This is a genomic window from Microbulbifer magnicolonia (assembly GCF_035117725.1).
Classification (GTDB): Bacteria; Pseudomonadota; Gammaproteobacteria; order Pseudomonadales; family Cellvibrionaceae; genus Microbulbifer; species Microbulbifer magnicolonia.
In genome coordinates this window covers 264,268-289,759 of the sequence record NZ_JAYEFD010000003.1, presented here as the reverse complement: position 1 = coordinate 289,759, position 25,492 = coordinate 264,268, and the positions used below count along the sequence as shown (strand labels likewise).

21 protein-coding genes are annotated in these 25,492 nt (G+C 60.6%); 11 read left to right on the top strand and 10 right to left on the bottom strand.

Annotation, left to right across the window (positions count from 1 at the left end; translation table 11 throughout):
- Positions 1 to 42 precede the first annotated feature (42 nt).
- Positions 43 to 1,203: a TonB family protein gene (locus RRF64_RS16130; RefSeq protein ID WP_323846941.1), complete on the bottom strand. Its 1,161-nt coding sequence runs from the start codon at positions 1,201 to 1,203 to the stop codon at positions 43 to 45.
- 348 nt (positions 1,204 to 1,551) lie between these two features.
- Between RRF64_RS16130 and RRF64_RS16125 the strand changes: the two genes are divergently transcribed.
- The 4 genes from RRF64_RS16125 to RRF64_RS16110 all read left to right on the top strand — a co-directional run bounded on the left by RRF64_RS16125 (position 1,552) and on the right by RRF64_RS16110 (position 8,070).
- A complete protein-coding gene (locus RRF64_RS16125; protein WP_323846940.1) occupies positions 1,552 to 2,262 on the top strand; it encodes a cyclic nucleotide-binding domain-containing protein in 711 nt (236 codons plus the stop codon).
- Positions 2,263 to 2,614: 352 nt separating this feature from the next.
- Complete coding sequence (locus tag RRF64_RS16120) at positions 2,615 to 3,817, top strand: efflux RND transporter periplasmic adaptor subunit (RefSeq protein WP_323846939.1); 1,203 nt, start codon at positions 2,615 to 2,617, stop codon at positions 3,815 to 3,817.
- The gene (locus RRF64_RS16115) at positions 3,817 to 6,984 is read left to right on the top strand and encodes an efflux RND transporter permease subunit (RefSeq protein WP_323846938.1); all 3,168 of its coding nucleotides are present in this window, start codon (positions 3,817 to 3,819) and stop codon (positions 6,982 to 6,984) included. The genes RRF64_RS16120 and RRF64_RS16115 overlap by 1 nt, the downstream gene beginning before the upstream one ends.
- A 147-nt stretch (positions 6,985 to 7,131) precedes the next feature.
- Entirely contained in the window at positions 7,132 to 8,070 is a 939-nt protein-coding gene (locus tag RRF64_RS16110) for a phosphoribulokinase (RefSeq protein WP_323846937.1), read from the top strand.
- A 247-nt stretch (positions 8,071 to 8,317) separates the two neighbouring features.
- Here RRF64_RS16110 and RRF64_RS16105 read toward each other — a convergent pair whose 3' ends face one another.
- Positions 8,318 to 9,214, bottom strand: a complete 897-nt coding sequence (locus tag RRF64_RS16105) for a hypothetical protein (RefSeq protein ID WP_323846936.1) — start codon at positions 9,212 to 9,214, stop codon at positions 8,318 to 8,320.
- Positions 9,215 to 9,419: 205 nt separating this feature from the next.
- Here RRF64_RS16105 and RRF64_RS16100 point away from each other — a divergent pair, with 205 nt between their 5' ends.
- Positions 9,420 to 10,247, top strand: coding sequence for a hypothetical protein (locus RRF64_RS16100; protein WP_323846935.1), 828 nt, complete (start codon positions 9,420 to 9,422; stop codon positions 10,245 to 10,247).
- 114 nt (positions 10,248 to 10,361) lie between these two features.
- Here the strand turns inward: RRF64_RS16100 and RRF64_RS16095 are convergent, their stop codons facing one another.
- Entirely contained in the window at positions 10,362 to 10,766 is a 405-nt protein-coding gene (locus RRF64_RS16095; protein ID WP_323846934.1) for a hypothetical protein, read from the bottom strand.
- A gap of 215 nt (positions 10,767 to 10,981) precedes the next feature.
- Between RRF64_RS16095 and RRF64_RS16090 the strand changes: the two genes are divergently transcribed.
- Positions 10,982 to 11,434, top strand: a complete 453-nt coding sequence (locus RRF64_RS16090; RefSeq protein WP_323846933.1) for a methylglyoxal synthase — start codon at positions 10,982 to 10,984, stop codon at positions 11,432 to 11,434.
- A gap of 185 nt (positions 11,435 to 11,619) precedes the next feature.
- A complete protein-coding gene (locus tag RRF64_RS16085; protein WP_323846932.1) occupies positions 11,620 to 12,042 on the top strand; it encodes an ExbD/TolR family protein in 423 nt (140 codons plus the stop codon).
- Between the two features lie 142 nt (positions 12,043 to 12,184).
- Here the strand turns inward: RRF64_RS16085 and RRF64_RS16080 are convergent, their stop codons facing one another.
- A complete protein-coding gene (locus RRF64_RS16080; protein WP_323846931.1) occupies positions 12,185 to 12,967 on the bottom strand; it encodes a tryptophan 2,3-dioxygenase in 783 nt (260 codons plus the stop codon).
- Positions 12,968 to 13,096: 129 nt separating this feature from the next.
- Here RRF64_RS16080 and RRF64_RS16075 point away from each other — a divergent pair, with 129 nt between their 5' ends.
- From RRF64_RS16075 to RRF64_RS16060, 4 genes are all read left to right on the top strand, one after another.
- The gene (locus tag RRF64_RS16075) at positions 13,097 to 14,344 is read left to right on the top strand and encodes a Zn-dependent hydrolase (protein WP_323846930.1); all 1,248 of its coding nucleotides are present in this window, start codon (positions 13,097 to 13,099) and stop codon (positions 14,342 to 14,344) included.
- A gap of 78 nt (positions 14,345 to 14,422) precedes the next feature.
- The gene (locus RRF64_RS16070) at positions 14,423 to 15,343 is read left to right on the top strand and encodes a dimethylarginine dimethylaminohydrolase family protein (protein ID WP_323846929.1); all 921 of its coding nucleotides are present in this window, start codon (positions 14,423 to 14,425) and stop codon (positions 15,341 to 15,343) included.
- A gap of 160 nt (positions 15,344 to 15,503) precedes the next feature.
- On the top strand, positions 15,504 to 16,283 hold the full coding sequence (locus RRF64_RS16065; protein WP_323846928.1) for an enoyl-CoA hydratase: 780 nt from the start codon (positions 15,504 to 15,506) through the stop codon (positions 16,281 to 16,283).
- A 252-nt stretch (positions 16,284 to 16,535) separates the two neighbouring features.
- Positions 16,536 to 18,392, top strand: coding sequence for a sensor domain-containing diguanylate cyclase (locus RRF64_RS16060; RefSeq protein ID WP_323846927.1), 1,857 nt, complete (start codon positions 16,536 to 16,538; stop codon positions 18,390 to 18,392).
- 40 nt (positions 18,393 to 18,432) lie between these two features.
- Here the strand turns inward: RRF64_RS16060 and glpQ are convergent, their stop codons facing one another.
- The 6 genes from glpQ to RRF64_RS16030 all read right to left on the bottom strand — a co-directional run bounded on the left by glpQ (position 18,433) and on the right by RRF64_RS16030 (position 25,394).
- Positions 18,433 to 19,545 carry a glycerophosphodiester phosphodiesterase gene (gene glpQ / locus RRF64_RS16055; RefSeq protein WP_323846926.1) on the bottom strand — a complete coding sequence of 371 codons (1,113 nt, stop codon included), beginning with the start codon at positions 19,543 to 19,545 and terminating at the stop codon, positions 18,433 to 18,435.
- A 168-nt stretch (positions 19,546 to 19,713) separates the two neighbouring features.
- Positions 19,714 to 21,345, bottom strand: coding sequence for a long-chain-fatty-acid--CoA ligase (locus RRF64_RS16050; RefSeq protein ID WP_323846925.1), 1,632 nt, complete (start codon positions 21,343 to 21,345; stop codon positions 19,714 to 19,716).
- A gap of 164 nt (positions 21,346 to 21,509) precedes the next feature.
- A complete protein-coding gene (locus tag RRF64_RS16045) occupies positions 21,510 to 22,964 on the bottom strand; it encodes a M48 family metalloprotease (protein WP_323846924.1) in 1,455 nt (484 codons plus the stop codon).
- Between the two features lie 39 nt (positions 22,965 to 23,003).
- Positions 23,004 to 23,666, bottom strand: a complete 663-nt coding sequence (locus tag RRF64_RS16040; RefSeq protein WP_323846923.1) for a hypothetical protein — start codon at positions 23,664 to 23,666, stop codon at positions 23,004 to 23,006.
- Between the two features lie 12 nt (positions 23,667 to 23,678).
- Positions 23,679 to 24,350, bottom strand: coding sequence for a hypothetical protein (locus tag RRF64_RS16035; RefSeq protein ID WP_323846922.1), 672 nt, complete (start codon positions 24,348 to 24,350; stop codon positions 23,679 to 23,681).
- Between the two features lie 39 nt (positions 24,351 to 24,389).
- On the bottom strand, positions 24,390 to 25,394 hold the full coding sequence (locus RRF64_RS16030) for a vWA domain-containing protein (RefSeq protein WP_422732636.1): 1,005 nt from the start codon (positions 25,392 to 25,394) through the stop codon (positions 24,390 to 24,392).
- Positions 25,395 to 25,492 lie beyond the last annotated feature (98 nt).

Here is a 25,492-nt window from a genome sequence, read left to right as displayed (position 1 = left end):
AGCCCCGCAAGTGCGGGGCTTGGCAGATGTCTCTGGAGCGGATCAGTCCGGCAGGCGGAAGGTGATCGGCACCGAGAAGCGGTAGGTGTCGCGTGCCAGCTGCGGCGGTGCGGCCGGGTAGGGGCCGGCGCGCTCGACCGCCTCGCGGGCCTCGCGGTTGAGAGTGGCAAAGCGGGATTCCTGCAGCGTCTGCACGTCTTTCACCTGCCCCCTGGAGTCGATGGTCACGTTCAGGCGCACGCTGCCCTCCTGGCCGCGCTCCTGGGCGCGTTTCGGGTAGCGGATATATTTGAACGTGTGGCGCAGCAACATGGAGTGGTAGATCTGGCGCGCCAGGATCAGGTCCGCGGTCAGCGGCGCCTCGAATTCTTCCTCTTCCTCGCTATCCTGCGGCGGTGCACTCGGCTTGGCAGCGGCTACTTTGGCAGGCTGGGGCTTGCTCGGTTCGGGCTTGGCCGCGGGAGCCTGTGTTTTAAGTTCGGGCTTGCTGCCGATGGCGGCCAGGGAAGGCGGTGGAATCTCGGCGGCCAGTTTCGGCTTGGTGGGTTGCGGCTTCTCGGCGGCAACCTGTTCTTCCGCTACGGGCTCTTCCTCGACTTGTGCAATCTGCGCGGTCACCGCGGCGACGCGCTCGCTGGTGGGTTCGAGCCCTTCATAGCTGCCGAGCAGGCCGGCGGGAACCTGGCCGGCGGCGAGCAGGCCATCGCGGAAATCGCTCGACGGCGGTACCGGGCCTATCCAGGCGCGCAGCAGGGTGTTAAAGAAATCGCGATTCTGGATTTTGCCGAGAGCGACACCGTTCAGTGCCACCTGGGTGGTGCCGGAGGCCGCGGTGAAGTCGACCGTCAGGTGGTCGCCCTTGACGAGGCGGCCCTCAAACAGGTTGGCGAAGGTCACCATGTTTTCGGCCTGACTGCTCAGCGTGTCACCGGGGTTGTTGATGGCGATACCTTCCATCCACTGGTTGCGGAATCGGCGCGCGGACAGGCTGTCGGCGACGATGCGGACTTCCAGCCGGCGCGTCGTATTGTTGTCGAGGAGTACGCTGGCGCTGGTTCCCAGAGTGTCGGAATATACCGCGGCGATATATCGGTCCTTGTTGAATTGCTGCTCCAGTGCAAGTCCGTTCAGCAGTGGTGCGGCTTTCGCGGATAGCGCTGTCGCAAACACCAAAAGTGCGATGACGATTTTTATCGATTTCATTGTTTTGCGGTGTCTGTATTTCCGGACGGGAAGGATCCGGCGGATAGGATATTTGGCACCCCCTCCCCCGAGGCGCGCCTGCCAGATTAAAAAGTGCACGGCCAGCCTGGCACTATTGACCAAATTAATCTGAACTGTGCCTAACTCTACTGCAACTGCAATGGAGTTCAACCCTGAAATAGGTAGAATGTCTCGTTTTTCCAATTTCGCACTATCTCGGAGAAGACAGCGGTCACCCCGTCGATAGAATGCGGTAGATTGGTGTTGTTTAAATACCTTCTTTTTAAAATTGCTTCGGCAGCGGTTCCGCCCGAGGCAGAATAAATTTCACTAATTTTTAAGTAGCGAATGGATATCAAGCCACTCAGTGACTATCCGCGGGATGCCGTGGATCGCCTGCTCAACGTCATTCATCTGTTTCGTGACATTCGTGCCACCAGCGAGTGGCAGTACGATGTTTTGCTGAAGCGCTCCCGGCTGGTCGGCCTGCAGGCGGGTGAACAATTATTGCGCGCCGGGGATGTGGATCAGTGGGTCTATTTTCTGTTGCGCGGTGAATTGCATGTGCATGTCGGCGGCGTTGCCGGCGGAGGGTTGGCTGCCGATGAGCGGCCGCTGGCGGTGATCCGCCCGGGTGAGGTCTTTGGCGATCTCTCCATGCTGCTCGCCGAGCCGCGCAGCGCCACTATTGTAGCGGCGCCCACCAGTCGCGATACGCAGGTGCTGGGGCTGGACTGCACGTTGTTTGGCGACCTGGACGATTGCTCTCTGTTGCATTTGCCCACCAAGCTGGTCTTCTACCGCAACATGGTGCACTCGCTGCGCTGGAAACTGGAGGTTTACCGCTCCAAATATCCGGAGCACCAACTGGCCGACAGCCACCGTAAATTGAAGCTATATACGGGCCCGAAAAACTGCCGCGAGGAATTGCTGGCACTGGCGGACCAGGCCAGGGCACTGGCTCGCATCCTGCTCGACTGGAACGCGGAATTCGGCTCCGGTGAACTGATGGACGACGAGTCGGATATGTCCAGTTTTCTCGAGTCGATGCTCTCCTGACCTTTGTTCGGGACTCGCTGATAGCCGGCCGGGCAAACAGAAAGCGTTGCCCCGGTCCGGCGACATCCGCCCGGCACCCCGCCCCCTTGATCCTGCCCCCTTGATCCTGCCCCCGGGGCGGGTCGCAAGCTGTCAGTACGGCCCGACACGGGCTTTGCGGTTTTGTCGCCCGGTGGCGCTACGGCAGCGGACTGGCCAATCTTCGCTTGTGAATTTCAGATTCCGGTAGAAATCGCCACTGCGCGAGAATTGCACTGCGGCTACAATTTGCCCTCTGTCGGGATACGGAGGTTCCGGCAGTCGTTCGGCAATTTCCCCCTGGTTTAATCCCCTCCGCACAGGTTTTTCGGGTATGAATTTTCTCGCTTCCTTCTGGCACCAGCGCAACTACCGCGTGGCCACTGTCGTCGCTGTGCTGGCGCTGCTTTGGCTGCTGAGCGGGCTGCTTTCTTCCGGGGAATCGCAGCATCCGGGGCAGGGGGCGGCGGCGTCGACCGCGGCACACGCCGAGGCGCTGCGCGTGCAGGCGCGGCGTATCGAAGCGCAACCCTACGCCACCCGGGTGCAGGTCAACGGCCGCACAGAGGCAAACCGCAGTGTACGCCTGCGCGCCGAGCTGGACGGCGCTATCGTCGCATTGCCGGTAGCCGAGGGACGGGCGGTCAAAAAGGGCGAAGTGATCTGCGAAATAGCGCCGGAGGACCGCCTCGAACAGCTGGCTCGCGCCAGTGCCGCGCTGCGCAAGGCGCAACTGGATTTCGCCGGCGCCGAACGGCTGCAGAAAAAGGGGCTGCAGTCCGATACCGCCATGGCACAACAGCAGGTGTCGCTGGCCGAGGCCCGCGCCGAGTACCGGCGCGCGGAAGTGGCTGTGGACAACCTGCAGATCCGCGCACCTTTTGACGGGGTGGTCAACAGTCGCGCAGTGGAGCTGGGGGACTTTATCCGCCGCGGCGAGGAGTGCGCGACGCTGCTGGACCTGGACCCGATCCTGGTGGTCGGCGAGGTCTCGGAGTCCCAGGTCGGCAACCTGATCCCCGGTGGCCCCGCCAGTGCGCAATTGCAACAGGGGCAGCTGGTGCGGGGCAGCCTGCGCTATATCAGTCAGCAGGCCCACGAATTGACCCGTGCCTACCGGGTGGAAGTGGCGGTCGACAACGCGGGCGGTGCGCTGCGCGGTGGGCTGAGCGGTCGCCTGGCGCTGCCCACCGGCGAAATCATGGCGCACCGGATCAATTCTTCGCTGTTGACCCTCGACGATCGCGGTGACCTGGGAGTGCGCATTCTCGACGAGGAGAACCGCGTGCACTTTGCCGGCGTGACGCTGGTCGGCGACGGCGATGAGGGCATCTGGGTCAGCGGCCTGCCGCAGCGGGTAACGCTGATCACCGTCGGCCAGGAATATGTCACTGCCGGAGAAATTGTGCAGGTGGAATTCGAGCAACTAGAGAGCGACCTGCCCGCGCCCGGCGCGAACACCGGGGCGGCCGCTGTCGGGGCAGGGGTTGTACCGGTCGCGGACAAGCAAACCTCGCCGCGTGAGGGTGAGCAGTAATGAAGTTATTGAACAGCGCCATAGACCGCTACCGCAGTACCATCAGTCTGATGCTGCTGATCGTGTTGGTAGGTCTGGCGGCGCGGGCGGCGATGACGGTGGAGTCCAGCCCCGAGGTCAATCCGCCATTTGTGATAGTGCAGGTGACCCACGAGGGCATCTCCCCCGAGGACGGCGTGCGCCTGCTGGTGCGGCCGCTGGAGCAGGAGGTGCGCGCGCTCGAGGGTGTGAAAGAGGTCATCTCCACCGCACGCGAATCACTGGTCTACCTGGTCATTGAGTTCGATTCGGCCATCGAAGTGGACGAGGCCGTGGATGAGGTGCGCAATGCAGTGGACCGCGCCAAGGCGGAATTGCCGCGGGAAGCCGAGGAGCCGGTTGTCGAGGAGGCGTCGGCGCAGCCGTTCCCGGCCATCGTTGTCACGCTTGCCGGCGAGCAGGTGGGCGAGCGGGTACTGCTGCAGAGTGCCCAGCACCTGAAACGCAAGATCGAGAATATCGCCGAGGTGCTGAGTGCCGATCTGCGCGGCAACCGCGAGGAAGTGGTTGAGGCAACCATCGATCCGGTGCGGCTCGAACACTACCAGATTACCAGTGGCCAGTTGATCAACGCCGTGCTCGGCAACAACCTGCTGATTCCCGCGGGCGAGCTGGAGACCAACCGCGGGCGCTTTTCCGTGAAGGTGCCGGGGCTGATCGAGACGGCACAGGATGTCTACCAGATACCGCTGAAAAGTTCTGCCGACGGTGTGGTTACCCTGGGTGATGTGACCGATATCCGTCGGACTTTCAAGGACGCGTCCAGCTACACCAGTGTCAACGGCCGGCCGGGCCTCGCCATCAATGTGGAAAAGCGCAGCGCGGCGAGTTCGGTGGAAGTGGCGGACGCGGTGCGCGCGGTGGTGCGGGAGGAGCTGCAGTATCTGCCGCGCGGTGTCGAGGTCAATTTTGTCTTCGACCAGTCCCAGTTTGCGCGGGATATGGTCAGCGAGATGCAGGGCAATATTCTCACCGCGATGCTGCTGGTGATGATCATCGTCGTGGCCGCGCTGGGCTTCCGCTCCGGCATGCTGGTGGGGCTCGGCATTCCCTTCTCGCTGTTGTTCGGCTCCATCATTACCTGGTACCTGGGCTATTCGTTCAACTTTATGGTGATGTTCGGCATGCTGCTGGCGCTGGGTATGCTGATCGACGGCTCCATCGTGATCACCGAATATGCCGACCGCAAGATGGCCGAGGGCATGTCCGCGCGGGTTGCCTATGTACTGTCGGTCAGGCGCATGTTCTGGCCGGTGGTGGCGTCCACCGGCACCACACTGGCGGCCTTCCTGCCGATCATGTTCTGGCCCGGCGTGGTCGGCGAGTTCATGCGCTACCTGCCGGTGACCGTGTTTGCGGTGCTCGCCGGCTCGCTGGTCTACGCGCTGTTTTTCGCCCCGGTGATCGGCTCTCTGTTCGGCAAGAGCAACCTGGATCTGGACACGCAGCAGTATCTGAAGCAGCTGGAAGTGGGGCGTCCGACCGGCCTCGCGGGTATTACCGGCGTCTATGCGCGCCTGCTTGAGGCAGTAGTACGCCGGCCGCTGACTGCTTTCGCCACCACCATCGTGGTCCTGTGCGGAATCTTTGTGGCTTTCGGTCGCTTTGGCGCCGGAGTGGAATTCTTCACCGATACCGAGGAGCAGTACGGCAACGTGGAGATCCGCGCGCAGGGCAACCTTTCGGTAGAAGAGAAGAAAGTCCTGGTGGCGCAGGTGGAAAATGCCGTGCTGGCCGTGCCGGAGGTGCGCGTGGGCTACACGGCAATCGGCGACGGCGGGCTGTCTGGCAACAGCGATCGCGCCCCGGACCAGATCGCCAACATGCTGGTGGAATTGCTGCCGGCAGAGCAGCGCGAGCGCCGCAGTCGCGATGTGTTCGCCGATATACGCACGCGCACGGCCAACTTCCCCGGCATCAAGGTGACCGCCAATGTGTTCGAGGGCGGCCCGCCGGTCGGCAAGGATATCGTGCTGGAGCTGCGCGCCCAGGATTACGACACCCTGCTGGCGGAAACCTGGCGCCTGCACCGCGCACTGGAACATGAGTTCGAAGGACTGCGCGATATCGTCAACACCGCGCCGCTGCCGGGCATCCAGTGGGAGGTACAGGTGGACCGCGCCAAGGCGGCGCTTTACGGTGCCGATCTCACCGAAGTGGGCCGTGCGGTGCAGCTGGTGACCAACGGCGTGCGCATGGCGGAGTACCGCCCGGACGACAGCGACGAGGAGGTGGATATCCGCATCCGCTATCCGGAGAGCGCGCGCGGTATCGCCGCCCTGGATCAGCTCAAGGTCAACACCGCCCGCGGCACTGTGCCGGTCAGCAGCTTCGTGCACACGGAGGCCAGGCCCAAGGTGGACAAGATTGAGCGCATCGACGGTATTACGCGCATGCAGGTGAAAGCGGACGCGGAGGAGGGCGTGCTGCCGGATGACAAGGTGCGGGAAATCCGCGCGTGGCTGGAGGACAATCCCATTGCGCCGGGTGTGGAACTGCTGTTCCGCGGCGCGGACGAGGAGCAGAACGAATCGCTGACCTTCCTCGGCGTGGCTTTCCTGCTGTCGCTGTTCCTGATGTTTATCCTGCTGGTGACCCAGTTCAACAGCTTTTACCAGTCGCTGCTGATTCTGTCCTCGGTGGTGATGTCGACTCTCGGTGTTATGCTCGGGCTGCTGCTGACGCAGAGCACCTTCAGTGTGATCATGACCGGCGTCGGCATAGTGGCACTGGCCGGTATCGTCGTGAACAACAATATCGTACTGATCGACACCTACAATTACGTGCGCAACAGCGAGCCGGAACTGTCCCCTGCCGCGGCGGCCGTCAAGGCTTCCGCCCAGCGCCTGCGGCCGGTGTTCCTGACCACTGCGACCACCATTCTCGGCCTGTTGCCACTGGCGCTGGGGGTGAGCGTGGATATGGTGGGGCGCAATGTGGTGGTGGCCGGTGTCATCGCCTCTTTCTGGGTCAAGCTCGCCAGTGCCATTGTCTACGGTCTGACTTTTTCCACGCTGCTGACGCTGATCGTCACGCCGGTGATGCTGGTATTGCCCGGCCGCCTGCGCGAGCTGCTGCGCGGCCTGCTGCCGCCGCAGATTCGCGGTAACCAGTGGGGCGAGGGGTAGGGAGTAGGGATAAATACGGAATGCGGAATGCGGAATCATGACAAATTTGACTGGGCCGAAGGCGCCGGGAAAAACTGGAGCGGCTGGAGCCAAATTTGCACAGCCGCAGGCTGCCCGCGAAGCGGGTGAGGCACAGGGATGTGCCGCATGAATGCTGAGTATGGGGCTGCGGGTTGGCCGGAGGCGATAGCTGATCGGGCGGAGGCGTTGCGCGAGCAGCTGCGCCCGCAGGTCGACCAGTTTGTCCGTGACCAGCAGCTGCCCGACGCATTTCATCGGGTAATCGATCAATACTATTTGCCGCTGGCTGTGTGGCTGGCGGGGAAGCGGCGGCAGGACTGCACGCTGGTTGTGGGCATCTGCGGCGGCCAGGGATCTGGCAAGTCCACGCTGACAGATTTTTTGCAGCTTGTATGGCGGCAGATGGGGCTCGCCAGCTGTGGTTTCTCTCTGGACGATATCTATCTCACCAAGGCCGAACGCCGGCGGCTGGCGCGGGTCGTGCACCCATTGTTGCAGACCCGCGGCGTGCCCGGGACTCACGATGTGCAGTTAGGGCTGGATACCATAGATTCACTCTGTGCTGCGGATGCCTGCAGCGAAATACCGCTCCCGCTGTTCGACAAATCCGTTGACGACCGCGCGCCCCGCGCCGACTGGCCGATCCACCGGGGTTCAGCGGATATCGTGCTGTTCGAGGGCTGGTGCGTCGGCGCCAGGCCCTGGCAGGGTCCGGACGACCCCATCAACACATTGGAGCAGCGCGAGGACCCGCACGGAATCTGGCGCAATTATGTCAACGAGCAACTGACCGGGCCCTACCGGGCACTGTTTGCGCGGCTGGACCTGCTGCTGATGCTGAAGGTGCCGGACATGGAATGCGTGCTGGAGTGGCGCCGGTTGCAGGAGCGGAAGTTGCGCGCGCGCAGCGGCGGCGGCATGAGTGATGACGAGCTGGAGCGCTTCGTGCAGCACTATGAGCGGATTACCCGCAACCTGCTGTCGGAAATGCCGGCGCGCGCGGATTGCGTGTTCGAGCTCGGGCGCGACCACCAGATTGAGCGGCTGCGCCTGAATCGCACCTAACAGGTGGTCAGGCGGTCAGACGGTGGAAAGGCGCTCGATGGCCTTTGTCAGTCCGGGTTTGCCGCGCAAATCTGCAAACCCTCCAGACAGATCTAGCATTTAGGTCGATCTGCGGCCCGAACCTCCGTTTTGGGAGCAGCGCGCTGTCGAAAAGTACTCTTTTGATAGCCTGCTAAAAAACAAACCCCGGCAATTGCCGGGGTTTGTGTCTGGGCGAGGTAGATCTCCCAGAAATGAAGCGGCCGTGTTACTTGGCCTTCGGCGGACGACCGCGGCGGCCCGGGGTCTTCGCAGTGGCAGCCTTCTTCGGGCGACCCGGAGACTTCTTGGCAGCAGTCTTCTTGGGGCGGCCCGCAGCCTTCTTGGCCGCGGCTTTCTTCGGGCGACCCGGGGCTTTCTTGGTAGTGGCCTTTTTCGGGCGACCGGCCTTTTTCTTGGCGGCAGTCTTGGCTTTGGTAGCGGCTTTCTTCGCAGCAGTCTTGGCCTTGGCAGCGGCCTTCTTCGCTGCAGCAGCGGCTTTCTTCTTCGCGGCGGCGGCTTTTTTCTTCTCAGCAGCGGCTTTCTTTTTCGCGGCGGCAGCGGCTTTCTTCTTCGCGGCGGCAGCTTTTTTCTTGTCGGCAGCGGCTTTCTTCTTCGCTGCAGCAGCGGCCTTCTTCTTCTCGGCAGCCGCTTTTTTCTTGGCGGCGGCCGCGGCCTTCTTGGCCTCAGCAGCAGCTTGCTTCTTGGCAGCAGCGGTCAGTTTCTTGGCTACGGCAGCTTCTTCCTTGGCTACGGCCTTGGCGATCTGGTCGGCGAGCTTGTTTGCCGCAGCCAGAGAGGCCAGCTGTGCCTTGGCTTCGGAGGCGGCGGCCTTGGCGTTGTCTGCGGCTTTCTTGGCGGTGGCTGCCGCGGCCTGGGCGGCCTTCAGTTGCTTCTGCTGAGCGGCAGACTTCTTCTTCGCACGGGCAGCTTTTACCTTGTCCTGGGCTGTCTTGGCCTTGGCGGCAGCCTTGGCGGCGTCCTTGGACAGTTTGTCCGCGGTGGAAGCCGCGTCTTTTTCCTGCTTGGCGCGGGCCTCTGCCAGTTTGGACTTCAGAGAGCTCAGCTCCGCCTCCATTTTGGCGACAGCGCTTACCGTTGTCTGACTTTTTTTACGTGCAGCCATAAAATATCCCTGTAGTAAGTATTGTTGTAGATGAAGGGGCACCTCTATCAATTATTCTCAGTTTTCACCGCGCCGATTCGCACTGCGCTTTATGAAGTTATTTTGCTGAAAACAATTGACAGAGAGGCCCCTCGAAATCATCGCGCTAATTGCAGCTTATTTGTATGCTTGAATGCAAGTGTTTTAAGGGCATTTTTACTCTGTAATGAATAAATTTAAGGTTTTTTTTACCGCAATCGCTTTTTTCTGGCTCTGGGGCTGCGGCTTCTGGGCCGCCTTCCACTATTTTTCGACCGGTGATATCGCCTGGTTGGGGCTGCTAATAAACGCCTGGGCGCTGCCGGTGTGGATGCTGTTGCGTTATCGATGGCCGTTAAAATATCGCGGTGATCTGCGCGAACCCGTTGCCTTTGCGGCAGTATTGGCAGGGTTGGCCATTGCGCTGCTCAGCGACAGTGAAAAGGGGCAGCCGGTTTACCTGGCAATCTACAACCTGTTTATCCTGCTGATTTACCTGTTCCATCTCAGTGCATTTCGTCATCCGGATATGCCGGCGGTCGATGCGAGCTTTCCGGCTCTGGTAACCGCGGCTGGGAATAGCTGGAATGCGGCGGAATATGCACGTCTGAGTGATTTCGCGGGTCTGGTCCTTGTTTTCCTGCGCGGTAGCTTCTGCGCGGATAGTCGCGCGCAGCTGGCGCAGCTGCCCGAACTGCTACCGGCACTTAAAAAGAGAGGCGTCGGGCTGGTAATTATCACTGGCGAGGATCCCGCCCGCTGTTCGAGCCGTTTGCCGAAGCCACCTGAGTTTGAATTGCTGCAACTCAGTGCCGAGGCACCGGCGAACCAGCCTTTTATTGCCAGCGGTGGGGTGCCGATGCGTTTGTCTTCGCGGTTGTCAGCGGCCATTCGTCCCAGCCAGTGGTTGCTGGATAGCGAGGGGTTTGTGCTTTGGCGACACCTGCCCGCTAATTACCGCATCCCCGGCGATGTCGAGCAGTTGCGGGGGCAGCTGTTTCGGCTGGAGGATTGAGTGGTTGCTGGTTGCTGGTTGCTGGTTGCTGGTTGCTGGTTGCTGGTCGGTGGTCGGTGATCAGAGGGGACTGAGTTTCCCGCCATTAACCACTGACCACCCATCATTAACCCATCAAAGCGGTCCGTAGGGGAGGAAGCGGTTGTCGGAGTTCTGCTTGATCCACAGCAGTTGCTCCCGGTTGAGCGATGCCTGGCGCCGTCGCAGGGCTTTCGCCAGTGGTATTACCGGTGAGTCCGGGCCCGCGTCCCAGCCGGGCAGCTGCATTTCCGCCAGGGTGAAGAAGCGAATCAGTTGCCACAGCTGCTCGCTGTCCCAGTGTTGACTCTCTTCCAGCCAGCGCTCAGCCGGCAGCCGCATCAGACTGGACGCCAGTCGATCCTCCTCCTGCAGCGATTGCTGCAGCGGCGATGGCGACCGGGCGGCGGCGATAAACCGCTGTAACAGTTCCCGATTGAACTCCTCACTGTCACCATCTGATTGCGGGTTCTCTTTCGGTTCCCAGGCTCCGACACTCATTGTTTGATGTCCTTAATACGTATAGGTGCGAATAGCCGCGCATTATACCGGCCAGCACTTTTCTCTGTCCCGGGGGATCTCTATTCCAGGGGGGAGGCGAGGGGTTGCGGGCGCGGGTAGAATAGCTGTCACCCTCATATCGGGGCTCGGGAGGCCGGTTTGACTCCCTGCGCCGTGGGGATAATAAAGAAGCAAGACACAGCATCGAGGATCGGATGGAATTCATTACTCAGCCGCTGCCGGCGACCAAACGTGTGGCGCTGGTCGCCCACGACAACCGCAAGGGCGCCCTGATCGAGTGGTGCAGTCGCCACCGGGAACTGCTACAGCGGCACCAATTGCTGGGCACCGGCACTACCGGCAGCAAGATAGAGGCGGCCACCGGTTTGCAGGTGGAGAAGCTGTTCAGCGGCCCCATGGGCGGTGACCAGCAGCTGGGAGCGAAGATATGCCAGGGGGAGATAGACGTGTTGATCTTTTTCTGGGACCCCTTCGAGCCGATGCCCCACGACCCGGATGTCAAGGCCCTGTTGCGCATCGCCGCCGTGTGGAATATCCCCGTGGCCTGCAACTCCAGCAGTGCGGATATGATGGTGCAATCGGCGCTGATGGAGAGGGCATTCGAGCGCGAAGTGCCGGACTATCAGGGCTATCTGGCCGGAAGGTAGTCGGTCGGCCTGCTCAAAAAACGATCTTCGCTGGCGGGGATGGTTTGCAACTAATTGATTTTTAAGGATTTTATTCGCGTGGCGCAGGTTGGGCTTGCAATGCTGGCAATTTCGCGGCAATCTTGCCCACCTGATTAGACCGGTCAATCCGGCGCCATTCGCAATAGATAACTGTACGGTGTTTTATGAGTAGACGACGCGGTAAGGCCGTAGAAGAAGACAAAGCCGATATTGACCTGACGCCCATGCTGGACGTTGTGTTCATCATGCTGATCTTCTTCATCGTGACGGCGTCCTTTGTGAAAGAAAAAGCGTTGGACGTGAACGTGCCTGATCCGGATCAGCAGGTTGAGACTCCGCCGGATCCCGACAAGCAGAACATTCTGCTGACCGTGAATGCCAACGACGAGATCTGGATGGGTACCAGTCGCATCGACACTCGCGCTGTCCGCGCCCGCATCGCCCAGCTCTACGCGGAAAACCCGCAGGCGATCGTGATCGTGCGCGCGCACAACAAGTCCAGTGCCGACACCTATGTGCAGATCGCCGATGCGGCCAAGGAAGTGAGCCCGGGTATCCAGGTGTCTCTGGTGCCCTACGAGAAGTAAGACACTTCGTCGCTTCCCCAACAAAAAAGCCAGCAAATGCTGGCTTTTTTTGTGTCTCCAAAATGGCGCCTGTTGGCTATAGGGGGTTGGGCGCAGGGCCTCCCCCCGGAAAGCCCGTCAGCGGACCGGGGCCCGTCTCGGCTCAAAACTCCGAGCGGATCGCCCACAGGTCCGGAAACACCGGCCGGAACAGCGTGCTCTGCAGGTAGCCCACACCGCTGGAGCCACCGGTACCCATCTTGCTGCCGATGGTGCGCTCCACCATCTTCACGTGCCGGTAGCGCCACTGCTGCAGCGAGGTGTCGATATCCACCAGCGCTTCACATATTTCGCTGACCAGCGGATCGTTGCGGTAAACGTCGATCAGAATTTTCTGCACGGCGGCCGACGGCTCGGCCACCCGGCTGAAGTCCCGCTGTAGCTCGCTCTTGGGAATCTGGTGCCCTTCGTGGGCCAGGAACTTCAGGAAGGCATCCCACAGGGTCGGTGCCTGCAGGCGCTTCTGCAGCCGCAGGTAGTGATCTGAGCCAGGCTCATAGTTTTCCAGTTTCTTCGCGTCCTTGGCGCCATAGAGGAACTCCAGTTCGCGGAACTGGAACGACTGGAAGCCGCTGGCGGTGGAGAGGCGATCGCGGAAAGACATGAATTCCAGCGGCGTCAGTGTCTCCAGTATGTCGACCTGCTGGATCAGGGTGCGATAGATGGCATCCACGCGCTTCAGGGTATGCAGCGACCGGTTGCGGTCGCCGGCGTTGAACAGGCGCACCAGGTAATCCAGTTCGTGCAGCAGTTGCTTGAACCACAGCTCGTAGCTCTGGTGGATGACAATGAACAACAGCTCGTCGTGTTCCGGCCCGTCGGACAGCGGTCTCTGGCACTGCAGCAGGTCGTCTACTTTTAGGTAGGAGCTATAGGTAACGGTCATAGAAAGCTAACACCTGATTGCGTTTTGATCAGTTGCGAAATAAAGCTCTCTTTATGCGCCGACGATCAAAACTAAAATTGCGGAAAAGACATTAATATTGGTGCCATTATAAGGTCCGGAGCCCCCCGAATGGAAAATACTGCGCATGATCTGCGAATAGACGGCGCCCGCCTGTGGGACAGCCTGATGGAGATGGCCAGGATAGGCGCCACCCCCGCCGGCGGCTGCAATCGCCAGGCACTGACCGACGAGGACAGGCAGGGCCGCGATCTCTTCCTGCGCTGGTGCCGGGATCTCGGTTGCGAAATCCGCATCGACCGCATGGGCAATATCTTCGCCCGCCGCGCCGGCGCCGACCCGGATATGCCCCCGGTGATCACCGGTTCCCACCTGGATACCCAGCCCACCGGCGGCAAGTTCGACGGCGTCTACGGCGTGCTCGCAGGCCTGGAAGTGCTGCGCACGCTGCAGGACAAGGGGATTGAGACCAGGGCGCCACTGGAAGTGGTGGTCTGGACCAACGAGGAGGGCGCGCGCTTTTCCCCGGCGATGATCGGCTCCGGTGTCTGGGCCGGGGAGTTCAGTCTCGAATACGGTCACAGCCGTGCCGACAAGTCCGGGGCTACCATTGGCGCAGAACTCGAGCGCATCGGCTATCTGGGCGATGCGCCGGTGGAGCCCATGCCGATCACCGCCGCCTTCGAAACCCATATCGAACAGGGCCCGATCCTGGAAAAGCAGGACCAGGTCATCGGTGTGGTCACCGGTGTGCAGGGCATCCGCTGGTACGACGTCACCTTTTACGGCACCCCGTGCCACGCGGGTCCCACGCCCATGGCCGACCGGCGCGACCCGGTACAGGCCCTGGCATGGTTGTGCGAGCGACTCTACAGCGAAGTGAAGGCTTACTCAGACGATGCCCGCATGACCTGCGGTGACCTGCGCGCGGAACCCGGCAGCCGCAACACGGTGCCGGAGAAGGTCGTGCTGGCGCTCGACCTGCGCCACCCGAAACCCGAGGGGCTGGAGCATCTGCACCGCACTCTCTACCGGCTGGCGGAGCAGGTCGAGGAGGCGACCGGGGCCACTATCGATGTGCGCGAGGAGTGGCACTCGCCGCCGGTGGCGTTCGACGAGGCCTGTATCGAGGCGGTCACCGAGGCGGTGGAAGGCCTGGGCTACAGCCACCGCGAGATGGTCTCCGGTGCCGGCCACGACTCGGTGTACGTCTCCCGTGTGGCACCCGTGTCGATGATTTTTGTGCCCTGTGCCGGCGGCCTGTCCCACAACGAGGCCGAAGCGGCCGAGCCCGCGCACCTGGAAGCGGGCTGCAATGTGCTGCTGCACGCAATGCTCTCGAGGGCCGGCGTAGCCTGATGGCAGCCGAATGTTTTCCACAGTGAGCGCTCACCGAGGGCGCGCACGGACGTTAATTGAGAATCTGGAACGGAACTGATGACTGAATTCACCCTGAAACACCGCCGGGATAATGGCGGTACCCAGCCCCTGGAAAGCTGGGGCATGGACTCCGAGTACGGCCTGCTGCGCGACGTGCTTATCGGGCCGGTGGACAATTTCAGCTGGCGCACCGGCAACGCCAGCGCGCGCCGCGCCGAGCGCCTCGGCATGAAGTTCGATCACAAGGTGGCAGCCGCCCAGCATGCGGAGATGCTCGATGCCTACCGCCACGCGGGTGTGAATACCCACATCATCCCGCCCGACAGCAGCATGCCGTACCAGATTTACGGCCGCGACTCGTCGGTGATGACGCCCTGGGGGCCGATCGTCACCCAGATGTACAGCCCCTGGCGGCGCGGCGAGTGGGTGCCCATCGTGAAGAAATACACGGAACTGGATATCCCCATTTACGACGTGATCACCGCCGGTTCCCTCGAAGGCGGCGACTTTATGGTGCTGGAGCCCGGCGTCATCCTGTGTGGCTATTCCGGGGAGCGCACCAGCAAGGAAGGCTTCGAGCAGATGAAGGGCTGGGTGGAAAAGGAGGGCTGGGAAGTAAAGGGCTATCCGTTCGACCCCTTCTTCCTGCATATCGATGTGCTGGTGGCGATGCTTGCGGAAAAGCTCGCCGCCATCTGCGTGGATGCGGTGGAGCCGGAACTGGTGCAGTGGTTCAAGAGCCGCAATATCGAAATTATCGATATCCCCTTTCCGCAGGTGCTGGAGCTGGGAGTCAATGTGGTCGCGCTCGGCAACGACCGTGTCATGCTGCCGCAGGCCAACAAGGGACTCGCGGAAAAGTGCCGCGCCCACGGTCTCGAGGTTATCGACCCGGATATCTCCATGATCACGCCCGGAGGTGGCGGTGTGCACTGCATGTGCCAGCCGCTGCGCCGGGATTCCGTGGCCAGGAAATAGCGCCGCCACTGCGGCGGGCGGCCGTTGGCGTCAACCAATGTGGTCGATTCTGAACTCGCCCGCGCGCCGGGAGCGGCTAAGATGAGTGCTCCTGAATAAACGGCTTGCCGTTTAGGGGGCGGACCTCTGCCCCTGAAGAATTCGCTATCCGGAGATCACCATGCAAAGTTCGTGTGCAGAAATCCAGGCTCGGGTCAGCGACCGCGTGCTGGAAATCACCATCAATCGCCCCGAGCGCAAAAACGCCCTGACCATGGCCATGTACAGTGCCATGGCAGAGCTCCTCGACAATGCCGCGAAAGACGCCGCGATCCGGGTCGCCATCATTGCCGGTGCCGAGGGTGTCTTTACCAGTGGCAACGATCTGATGGATTTCCTCGGCGGATCCGCATCCGGGGCCGACTCTCCGGTGTGGCAGTTCATGGCCGCGCTCTACAATTTCCCGAAGCCGGTGGTGGCCGCCGTCAATGGCCCTGCGGTCGGCATTGGCACGACGATGCTGCTGCACTGCGATATGGCTTTCGCTGGCCGCGACGCCATGTTCCAGATGCCGTTCGTGAACCTGGGGCTGTGCCCGGAATATGCCTCCAGCTTCTTCCTGCCCCGTCTCGCCGGCCATGCGAAGGCGTCAGAGCTGTTGCTGCTCGGCAAGAAGTTCGGCGCGGAAGAGGCGGTGGAGCTGGGCATCTGCAACGCCGCCGTCGCCGCCGAGGAAGCCCTGGTTCGCGCCCGCGAAACCGCTGCCGAACTGGCGACAAAGGCACCGGAAGCGGTGCGCCTGACCAAACAGTTGCTGCGCCAGGGTATCCAGCAGCGGGGCCTGGAGTGCATGCGGGAGGAGGGCAGTCATTTCCAGCAGCGCCTGTCCTCGGCGGAATTCAGGGAGGCCGCCACCGCCTTCATGGAGAAGCGTCCCGCCGATTTCTCCAGCTTTGAGTAGGCGAGAAGGCCGCTCATTGAGCGGCCTTTCCAATCCCTTTGCCATTCCTGCCTTATCTGTATTTTGCGCGGCCTCGACGGCGTAAAAGTACCACTCTGTCACCTTATTCAAATTACTTGCGCGAAAGATCTATAGTAATCTTGCCCACTGCTGACCTCTCGATGTACCCGATTACGCAGCTGCGCCGCCGCTTCAATTCGGTACCGCAGTGTCGGTCGAAATCGAATCGCGACCCCTATAACGATGATAAGAATGCACTTCAAACAGGGATTTTCCTCGCGCTGGAAAGCGCTGCCGTGCAATGCGCTGGCCGGGATATTTTTGTTGCTGCTGGCTATGCCGCTCAGCGCTGCCGGCAGCGAGCCTGTCGAAGTCAATGGTCGGGAAAATGGCGGCACGTTGACCGGGCGACAGGAAATCTGGCACGACCCGGAAAGCCGCCAAGGCCTGGCCGCCGTGGTAAGGGCCTACGAGCAGGGCGAGTTCGCCCCCCTTCCGAGCGCAGGCTCCACCGGCTTGAAAAAGGGCGCTTTCTGGTCCCACTTCGCGCTGCGAAACATCAACGACAGCACCGTCACGCTGAACATCGAATATGTAGATCACCAGCTGATCGACCTCGATGTGTTCCACAAGACGCTGACTGGCGATACCGGTTACGAACACTTGTACAACCTGTCGATGAACCGGCCGTTCGCCCATCGCCCTGTTCCGCACAACCGCTTTGTGTTTCCCGTCGAGCTCGCGCCCGGTGAAACGCGGGAATTCCTGGTCAAGTTCAGTTCCAATGAAGCGGGTTTTGTGTTCCCGAGCATGCGCATCTGGAACCCGGACCGGCTCCGGAGTAGCCACACCATCGAGACCGCAGCTATCGCATTTCTGTTCGGCGGTTTCTTTCTGATGTCGGTGCTGTCGCTGGTCGGTGGTGTCGCCACCGGCAGCAGGACTTACTATGCCTATTCGATCTATGCCCTGTCGAAAATTACCGGCTGGGCCACGATTCTGGGTTATACACACCAGTATTTACTGCCGGAACATTTTGAATGGCGGTATATGTCTATCAGTGGCGCGGTCACTATTCTGTGCGGGCTGATTTTTGCGCGTATTTTCCTCCAGACCAGAAGGTTTACGCCAAAGCTGGACTACGTCGTTCTGCTGATGATGGCCAATGCGTGTTTGCTGCTTATAGGTGCGCTGCTGGCGATAAAGCCGCTGGCCCTGATAACGATCACCATCGCCCTGCTGTTTTACCCGGTATTGCCCATCGTCGGCATAGTGCGCTGGCGCCAGGGATCCCAGGAGGCCATTGTGTTCGCGCTGGCCTGGAGTCTGCTGATGGTGGGCCTGGTGGTGCAGGCGTTCCGCGATATAGGGTATGTGGAACACAATTTCATCAATTATTACTGGCCGCCATTTGCTTCCTTCACGGAAATGCTGACGATCATGGCCGCGATAGGCATCAAGGTGCGGCGTCTGCGCCAGGAAAAACAGGTCGCGGAACGCCAGTATCGCCGGCATCTGGAGCAATCGAAGGCCGAACTGCAGGAGCTGGTGTGGGCGCGCACCCGCGAACTTGAGTCGGCCAAGCGCCGGGCGGAAATGGAGGCGCGCACCGACCCTCTGACCGGGGTCCGCAATCGCCGCAGCTTTCTGGCGGATTCCGATCTGCATCTGAAGCTGGCGCGGCGCAAGGGGCAGCCGATATGCCTGTTGATGTTTGACATAGACCATTTCAAGTCCATCAATGATACCCATGGCCACAGTATCGGTGACGAGGCGCTGCGCTGCTTTAGTCAGACAATTCAGGGGCAGATTCGGGAATCGGATATTTTCGGCCGCCTGGGTGGCGAGGAGTTTGGCCTGCTGATTGCGGAGGATAAAAACAACGCCCTGCATACCGCCGAGCGGCTGCGGGACTATATCGCCAGGATCACGCTGGAAACTGCCGACGGAGCGCTACAGTTCACGTCGAGCATCGGCATCGCCTGTGGCGCGCCGGGGGCCACGATAGATTCGCTGCTGAAACACGCGGACAGGGCCCTGTACCAGGCCAAGAAACGCGGCCGCAATACCGTGGTCGAGTATGCCGGCCCCGCGGAGGTTGCCCGCTAGCGGGCAGTCGCTGCCGCTGTGGATCGTGGCGGTGCCGGGTCTAGCGCGGTTGCGATTCGGCCGACTGCGCAAGGTAGGCTGCCACCTTGTCGGGATGATCGGTGAACAGGCCGTCCACATGGAGACCGGCTATCGCGAAATGGAGTAGCCGGTCAAAGCTTTCCACTGCTTCCGGCAGCTGGTCCGGATCGGCGCGAAAGGTATAGGGGTGCACCTGGAGGTTATGTTCGCGTGCCCTCTGTGCCAGGCCGGTGGCTTGCAGCTGTCCGCGATCGACCTGCGCCAGCATCGGCAGCCAGGGCCCGATGCCGTCGGCATAGCCGGCGATCCTCTCGAGTCCGCCTGGCTTGAGCATCCAGTCGAAGTCGTAGTTGCCTTGGATTCCATCAGTTTCGACCCGCTTCTCGCCCCACTCGGTGGCGGCGATCAATTGAATCAGCGGCAGGTCCATGCCCAGGCGCGGCATCAGCGTGTGTCTGATGCGCTGCAGCTCCTCGGCATCGAAGCACTGCAGGTAAATTTTCCGATCTCTACCGCTGTATCCGTACTGCTTCAGTTTGGCGAGTGTTAATGCGGCAATATCCTTGCCTTCCCGGTGGTGGAAGTAAGGTTTCTTGATTTCCGGATAAATGCCGACATCGTAGCCCAGCGAGCGGTTCAGCCCCTGAATCAGCTCGATCTCCTCATCCAGTGTGGATAGCTGGAAACTCGATTGCCAGAGCGGGAAGCGATGCGGATATTTGGCGGTTTGACCTTTTTCGGTATTGATGAAGCTCTCGGTCACACGCAGTGTCTTCAGCTCCGCGAGCGTGAAGTCGATGGTGTAGTAGTGCCCGTCTTCGCGCGCACGGCCGGGGAAGATCGCTGCCACATCGGTGGTGTTATCCAGGTGGATATCGTGCATCACGATCAGGTGACTGTCTTTGCTGAGCACCAGATCCTGCTCGATATAATCCGGTCGCATGGCATAGGCGAGTGCCTTGGCTTCCAGTGTGTGCTCCGGGAGATAGCCGGAGGCACCGCGATGGGCAATGACTAGCGGTCTGCGGGTGTCGGCATTGGGGTTGTCTTCGGCGTTGGCGGCAGCGACATCGGCCGCATTGGCTGCGGCCGCCGCGCCGGCTAACAGGGCAAAAAGGGCATTCTTAAGCATGGCTTTCCAGTGCGTCCCAGGCAGTCAGTCGCTGTTTTTATCAATAAAATGTGACAGTGGCATATCAGGGAGGGGCGCTGCGAGCAAAAAGTCAGGCTCGGGGAAAGAATCGCCGCTACGGTTTGGCCATAAACCGCAGCGGCATCGCGAGAATGCCGCAGAGTCGAATTATGCCGTTGCCTCCTCCGGCCAGCGATATTCGGCGAACTGCACCCGCAGATCCTTCTTGCTGATCTTTCCGGTAGCGGTATGGGGCAGTTCGTCGACCACCACGCAGTCGTCCGGAATCCACCACTTAGCCACATTGCCGTGGAAGGCCGCCAGCACTGCCTTTGGATCCAGTTCCGCCCCGGGGGCGGCGACCAGGATCAACAGCGGGCGCTCGGCCCATTTGTCGTGGGGGACGCCGATTACCGCGGCCTCGGCCACGCCGGTCAGGGTCATGGCAAAGTTTTCCAGCTCGATGGAGGAGATCCACTCGCCGCCGGACTTGATCACGTCCTTGGTGCGGTCGGTAATGCCCAGGTAGCCGCGCGGATCGATGGTGGCCACATCGCCGGTATCGAACCAGCCGTCAGCGGTCAGGGCGGATTCTTCTGCCTTGAAGTAACGTTCACAGACCCAGGGACCGCGCACCTGCAGAGCGCCGAAGGCGACGCCGTCGTGGGGCAGCGGTAGTCCGCGCTCATCGACGATGCGCATCTCGACGCCGTAGGCGGCGCGGCCCTGTTTCAGGCGCAGGGCCCTGGCCTCTTCTGCGGGCACCGTCTCCGCGATGCGGGCGTTGTAGGTGCCGAGTGGGCTCATTTCCGTCATGCCCCACGCGTGGTGAGTGTAAACGCCGTGCTGCTGTTCGAATTCCTGCATGACGCTCCAGGGGCAGGCGGAGCCGCCCACCACCACCCGGTTGAGGCTGGGGATGGTCTCGCCGCTGTCGCGCAAGTGCTTGAGCAGTGCCAGCCACACCGTGGGGACCCCGGCGGCAATGGTGACGCCTTCCCGCTGCATCAGTTTGCTCAGGGTCTCGCCACAGCCCATTTTCGGACCGGGAAATACCAGCTTGGCGCCGACCGCCGGCACCGCATAGGGAATGGACCAGGCGTTGACGTGGAACATTGGCACCACCGGCAAAACAGCTTCGTCGCCCTGCAGAGCAAACACATCGGGCAGGAGCACACCGTAGGTGTGCAGGACCATGGCGCGGTGGGAATAGAGTACACCTTTTGGGTTGCCGGTAGTGCCAGAGGTATAGCAGAGCGCTGCCGCACTATTTTCGTCCAATTGCGGCCAGTCGAATTCGGCCGGCTCGAGAGCCAGCAACTCCTCGTAACAGTGTGCGTTGGGCAGACTGGTGTCGGGCATATGGGCGCTGTCGGTGAGCATCACATAGCCCTTGACCGTGGACAGTTGCCCGGACAGCGCCTCCAGCAGCGGCACGAACATCGGGTCGATAAACAGCCAGCGGTCCTCGGCGTGCTCGATGATATAGGCGATCTGCTCCGGAAACAGGCGCGGGTTGATCGTGTGGCAGACGAGACCGCTGCAGGAGGTGGCGTAGTAGAGTTCAAAGTGACGATAGTCATTCCAGGCCAGCGTGCCGATGCGATCGCCCGGCTGAGCCCCGAGTTTCTGCAGGGCATTGGCCAGCTGCGCGGCGCGGTCGAAAGCTTCGCGGTAGCTGTAGCGATGGTGAGGATTGTCCGCGGTGACGGAGACAATTTCGCTGCCGGGGAAATTGCTCCGCGCGTGGCGCATGATACCAGTCAGGGTGAGTTGGGATTGCATCATCAGGCCGAACATAGCGTGCTCCTTATTGTTATCGGTACTGCTATTGGGATTCTGCTTCTTGTCGTTATCCGTTAGTCATCTCGCTGCTACAGGGGTGTGCGACTTTTCAGGTTTTTCAGCGCCGGATTCTGCTCCCCCCGGGGGCAGCTGGTGCCCCGGGGCGGCTTCGAAAACAATCACTGCACTATCTTGATCCACTCTCCCGGCTTGGGTTCGCCACGTGGGTAATAGCCGTTCAGCAGGCGCAGCTGCTCCTCTGCGTATTCACCGATCTCCATATGTCTGGCCAGCGATGCGAAGGTGGTCTTCTCGTTGGCCTGCACATAGCGAACACGCTTGATATCCGGTTTGATAATGTCAGTCTTTCGCAAGGGGCGAAAGCTGCGAATACTCGTTAGGAAAAGATTGTCATACTCATTGACAGATTCTGCATTCCGGGCGGCGCCGTCGGTGATTTTGCCCTCGAGGATATACTGGCGGCTGCCGTAGTAGATGACGGCAACCCGATCGGGATCCTCCGGCTCGGCGGCCGGCAGCTTGCCGGTGTGACCCTCAAGCCGATACTGGTTCAGCTTTTCATCCTGCTCCAGCTTTCGCACATCGTAGACCTCCCGCAGCGCCATGTCCGCGGGCTGGTTATCCTTGCGCTGCGCCACCTTGATGGTGATCGCCGCCTTACCATCGGGCGCCGTACCGACAATGGCGGCGCGCTGATTCTCTACCTTCCATCCCTCCGGGAATAAGAGGGAAAAGCCGAGCCGCTGGTGGTTGTAGCGGTTTTTTTCCGATTGCTGCGCGTTCTGGCCGTACACCAGCCCATCGGTCTTTTCGCGGTAGTATTCGACCTTGGTAATCTTCTTGTCCTCCGGAAGATCACCGGCCGCTTTCACCACTTCCTGCAGGCGGATATCGTTACGGGGGTGCGTGGAAAAGACGCCGTGGTACGTCTGCTGCTTTTTGCCCTCGACTCTGGCGCGACGCCGGGAGAAAGTCTCCTGGTCCTTTAGCAGGCCGATGACGTTGATCATGGCCTGGGGATCGTAGCCGGCATTGTACATATACTGCGCGCCAAAGCGGTCGGCCTCGAGTTCCATGTCGCGGCCGTAACCCTTCACGGCAGCGGTGCTCCACAGATTTGCCACATCGCCGACGACGCCGCTGCCGGTTACCAGCACCGACAGTACCGAAGCGACTCCGGCGCCGGTCGCGGCGGTTTTCTGTCGCACGGCGTGGCGGGCGGTTATATGGCCGATTTCGTGGGCCAGTACTGCCGCCATTTCCGCTTCAGAATGCAAATAGGTAAGCAGGCCGCGATTGATATAGACATAGCCGCCCGGTAAGGCGAAGGCATTGATATCTTGACTGTCGATGATCGTGAAGTGGTACTTGATGTCAGGCCTGTCGCTGGCCGCGGCCACTTTCTGGCCGACGTGTTCGACATAGGCATTCAGTACGGGGTCATTGTAAATCGGCGTGCTCTCCACCAGCTTCTGATGCATCTCCGCGCCGATTTCGATTTCTTTCTCTTCCGACATCAGCACCAGATCCGGCCGGTTGGTGGCGGGGTTGAAGGCGCAGCCGGCAGATGCTGCGATCAGGGTGCAAATGAGTATCTTATTAAAATATTTCATCGCTCGTTCTCTCCCTCTTTCCTGTGCGGTACTGGGCCCCTAAGAACTGGTAGCCTGTGAAGGCAGCAGGAACTGCTGCAGTTGTGCGGCCATGCCCTTGCAGGCATTGTTCTGGACGCGAGCGATCAGCGGGATCGGTATGACTATGGCCGGCATGTAGGAGGTGCCCTTGGCGTCGGCACTGAGCTTGCCCGATAGCTCCTGATCGCGAAAATCCCACACGGATGCTTCGTAATCGGACTCCTTATCCCAGGTGCCGAAGCCGAAGCAGCCCGCACCACCGGTTCCGATGGAGCAGCCGATGGAGCCGGCGCTGGCGGTCGTTTCCGTGGAGCCATCGATCCACACGATATATTTTACGCCATAGGCTTCCATGCGCTCGCGCACATTCGGATTTTCCATCAGACGGTCCAGTGAGCGCACATGCATGGGTGCGGTGCGGGGTTCGAACCAGGGGTACATGGCGTCCACAAACTGCTTTTCCGCAATGACATTGACGCCGCGATCCGGATCGTGCAGCTGCTTGCCGACACAGTCGATCAGGTCCGGCTCTGTCTCGTATTCGCTGGAGTGGCGCCGGCCGAGAATTACCACGGAGTCTCCCTCCGCCAGTTCGCCATCGCTGCGGCGGTATTCGTCGATGACCACGGTGGTGCAGCCACTGATCAGTGCCAGGCTAAATAGAAAAATTGGTTTGAACACGACAACCTCCGGCTATTCCACAGTATCAGCTTGCGTTGTATTGGTTTCCTGCAGGGACAGGGCGCGCTGCTTGCTGGCAAGCAGTGCCTGTAACTCGGGAACCTTTGCGAAACCCATGTACAGGGTCGCACCTGCATCCCGCAGTGCCACATTGATGGCCTGGGCGAGCGCATCCTCCTGCGATTTCAGAAAAGCCGTCGGAGTCTTGCCATAGGCGGTAATGACCCAGTTCGCAACCGATTCGCCCTGCGGGTTGTAGGCGTGCATGTCGTACTTGATCCAGACTTCAAAAATGTTGACGCGGGTCTCGCGCGGCATGGTGAACTGCAGCTCGCGAATCTCGGGTACGATCACGAGTTCGACGTTACCCGGCAGCTGTTGTGGGTACTGGGAAAGGGCAATGGTTTCGGTAAACATGGAGCCGAGTACCGTTTCGAAGAGATTTTTCTGGGCCCGCCCGGTGTTGATATTCCACTCATCGCGGTCTTCACTGTCTTCGCGATAAGTGAAGTTGCGAAAATCATCGCTGAGATAAATGCCTACCGTTAGCGGATGCTGTTGTCCCACCGGTTTTGGGTAGCTGCCATCCACATGTACCGTGTGGGAACAGGCGGTTGCCAGCAGCGCAGATACCAGCAAGGTGATTTTCACCAGTGTCGAAAATCCTTTTCCTGGGTACTTCATGTCTGTCTCCTCGATTTCTCTCTACCGGATTCTTGCCGGCTATCGAAAATCATTTAACCCAACAAAGGTGCCGCCGTTGCGGTAGGTCAGCTCGCGCATCAGGGCGGCGAATCTCAGCCCGGTGGTCTGCAAATGCGGCGGACGCGAGAACTGAATCGGAAAGCCGATGGCATGGATGCGAATATTGCGTTTGTCCTCGCCATACTGGGCGTTCACCCTGTCCACCGCGAGCATGACATTGCGGATGGACTTGCCGGTGAATTCGTCGCCAAGCACGTAGATGCTGATCTTCTTGCTGGGATCGTAAAAGCTCCGCACCGCCTTCTGGATGCCCTCGACCGGACTGGAATTACTGAACGGATTCCAGGATCTGAGACGTTCCAGAATCGCCTGGCGCCGGCCCGGCGTGTCGGGTATCCACTTATTGCGGTAGTTGGAGAACATGTAGTCCCCCATGTCGTTCATTACCTGGATGCCTTTGACATTGGGGTACAGGTCGAGGGTGTTGACCATTTCGCTCATCATCCTGTCCCAGCCGTAATTGAACATACTGCCGGAGGTATCGATGATGAACAGAATGTACTCGCTGTCCACCGGTATGCCGCCAATCACGTTGTTCTTGCGCTGGTAGTTCTCGCCGAGCAGGCGGCGCATTTCGTCGGTGATGCTCTGCAGCGCCACCGTCAGTTCACCCTTGAGCTTGCCCTCTTCACTCTGCCCTTCTGTCTTGCTCGCATAGAGGGCCTGGAGTGTGTCCAGTTCACCACGCAGATTCGCGATGCGGCTGCGCTCTATGTCCAGCTGCTCGCGCTTGGCATTCAGGTCGCGGTTGAGGACCGTGGTCTCGCCGCGAATTTCTGCCAGTTGATGTTGCAGCTCCTTTACCTGGCCATCCAGGTCCACCTCGGCTTCTTCAAGCACGATCGGTTCCGCCGTCTTGGCGATCATCAGCAGCAGCACAATGGCACCGAAGCCGCAGCAGATCACATCGAGGAAGGAGATGCTGAACTCGTCCTGGCCCCGTTTGTTGCGGTTACGTCTCACGGGCACCTCCATAAATCTACTGCGCGCGCGCCTGGCGGCGTCCGGCGGTGCTCGGAATGCTCATGTACTAAAGTACACTCCGCTTCCTGCGCTCCGGC

Excerpts from the sequence above, each read along its gene's own strand:
- RRF64_RS16125 (WP_323846940.1), top strand. The coding sequence starts at position 1,552 with ATGGATATCAAGCCACTCAGTGACTATCCGCGGGATGCCGTGGATCGC.
- RRF64_RS16045 (WP_323846924.1), bottom strand. The coding sequence starts at position 22,964 with ATGAAATATTTTAATAAGATACTCATTTGCACCCTGATCGCAGCATCT.
- RRF64_RS16070 (WP_323846929.1), top strand. The coding sequence starts at position 14,423 with ATGACTGAATTCACCCTGAAACACCGCCGGGATAATGGCGGTACCCAG.
- RRF64_RS16075 (WP_323846930.1), top strand. The coding sequence starts at position 13,097 with ATGGAAAATACTGCGCATGATCTGCGAATAGACGGCGCCCGCCTGTGG.
- RRF64_RS16090 (WP_323846933.1), top strand. The coding sequence starts at position 10,982 with ATGGAATTCATTACTCAGCCGCTGCCGGCGACCAAACGTGTGGCGCTG.
- RRF64_RS16110 (WP_323846937.1), top strand. The coding sequence starts at position 7,132 with ATGAATGCTGAGTATGGGGCTGCGGGTTGGCCGGAGGCGATAGCTGAT.
- RRF64_RS16085 (WP_323846932.1), top strand. The coding sequence starts at position 11,620 with ATGAGTAGACGACGCGGTAAGGCCGTAGAAGAAGACAAAGCCGATATT.
- RRF64_RS16120 (WP_323846939.1), top strand. The coding sequence starts at position 2,615 with ATGAATTTTCTCGCTTCCTTCTGGCACCAGCGCAACTACCGCGTGGCC.
- RRF64_RS16105 (WP_323846936.1), bottom strand. The coding sequence starts at position 9,214 with ATGGCTGCACGTAAAAAAAGTCAGACAACGGTAAGCGCTGTCGCCAAA.
- RRF64_RS16035 (WP_323846922.1), bottom strand. The coding sequence starts at position 24,350 with ATGAAGTACCCAGGAAAAGGATTTTCGACACTGGTGAAAATCACCTTG.
- RRF64_RS16080 (WP_323846931.1), bottom strand. The coding sequence starts at position 12,967 with ATGACCGTTACCTATAGCTCCTACCTAAAAGTAGACGACCTGCTGCAG.
- glpQ (WP_323846926.1), bottom strand. The coding sequence starts at position 19,545 with ATGCTTAAGAATGCCCTTTTTGCCCTGTTAGCCGGCGCGGCGGCCGCA.
- RRF64_RS16115 (WP_323846938.1), top strand. The coding sequence starts at position 3,817 with ATGAAGTTATTGAACAGCGCCATAGACCGCTACCGCAGTACCATCAGT.
- RRF64_RS16130 (WP_323846941.1), bottom strand. The coding sequence starts at position 1,203 with ATGAAATCGATAAAAATCGTCATCGCACTTTTGGTGTTTGCGACAGCG.
- RRF64_RS16095 (WP_323846934.1), bottom strand. The coding sequence starts at position 10,766 with ATGAGTGTCGGAGCCTGGGAACCGAAAGAGAACCCGCAATCAGATGGT.
- RRF64_RS16065 (WP_323846928.1), top strand. The coding sequence starts at position 15,504 with ATGCAAAGTTCGTGTGCAGAAATCCAGGCTCGGGTCAGCGACCGCGTG.
- RRF64_RS16050 (WP_323846925.1), bottom strand. The coding sequence starts at position 21,345 with ATGTTCGGCCTGATGATGCAATCCCAACTCACCCTGACTGGTATCATG.
- RRF64_RS16060 (WP_323846927.1), top strand. The coding sequence starts at position 16,536 with ATGCACTTCAAACAGGGATTTTCCTCGCGCTGGAAAGCGCTGCCGTGC.
- RRF64_RS16100 (WP_323846935.1), top strand. The coding sequence starts at position 9,420 with ATGAATAAATTTAAGGTTTTTTTTACCGCAATCGCTTTTTTCTGGCTC.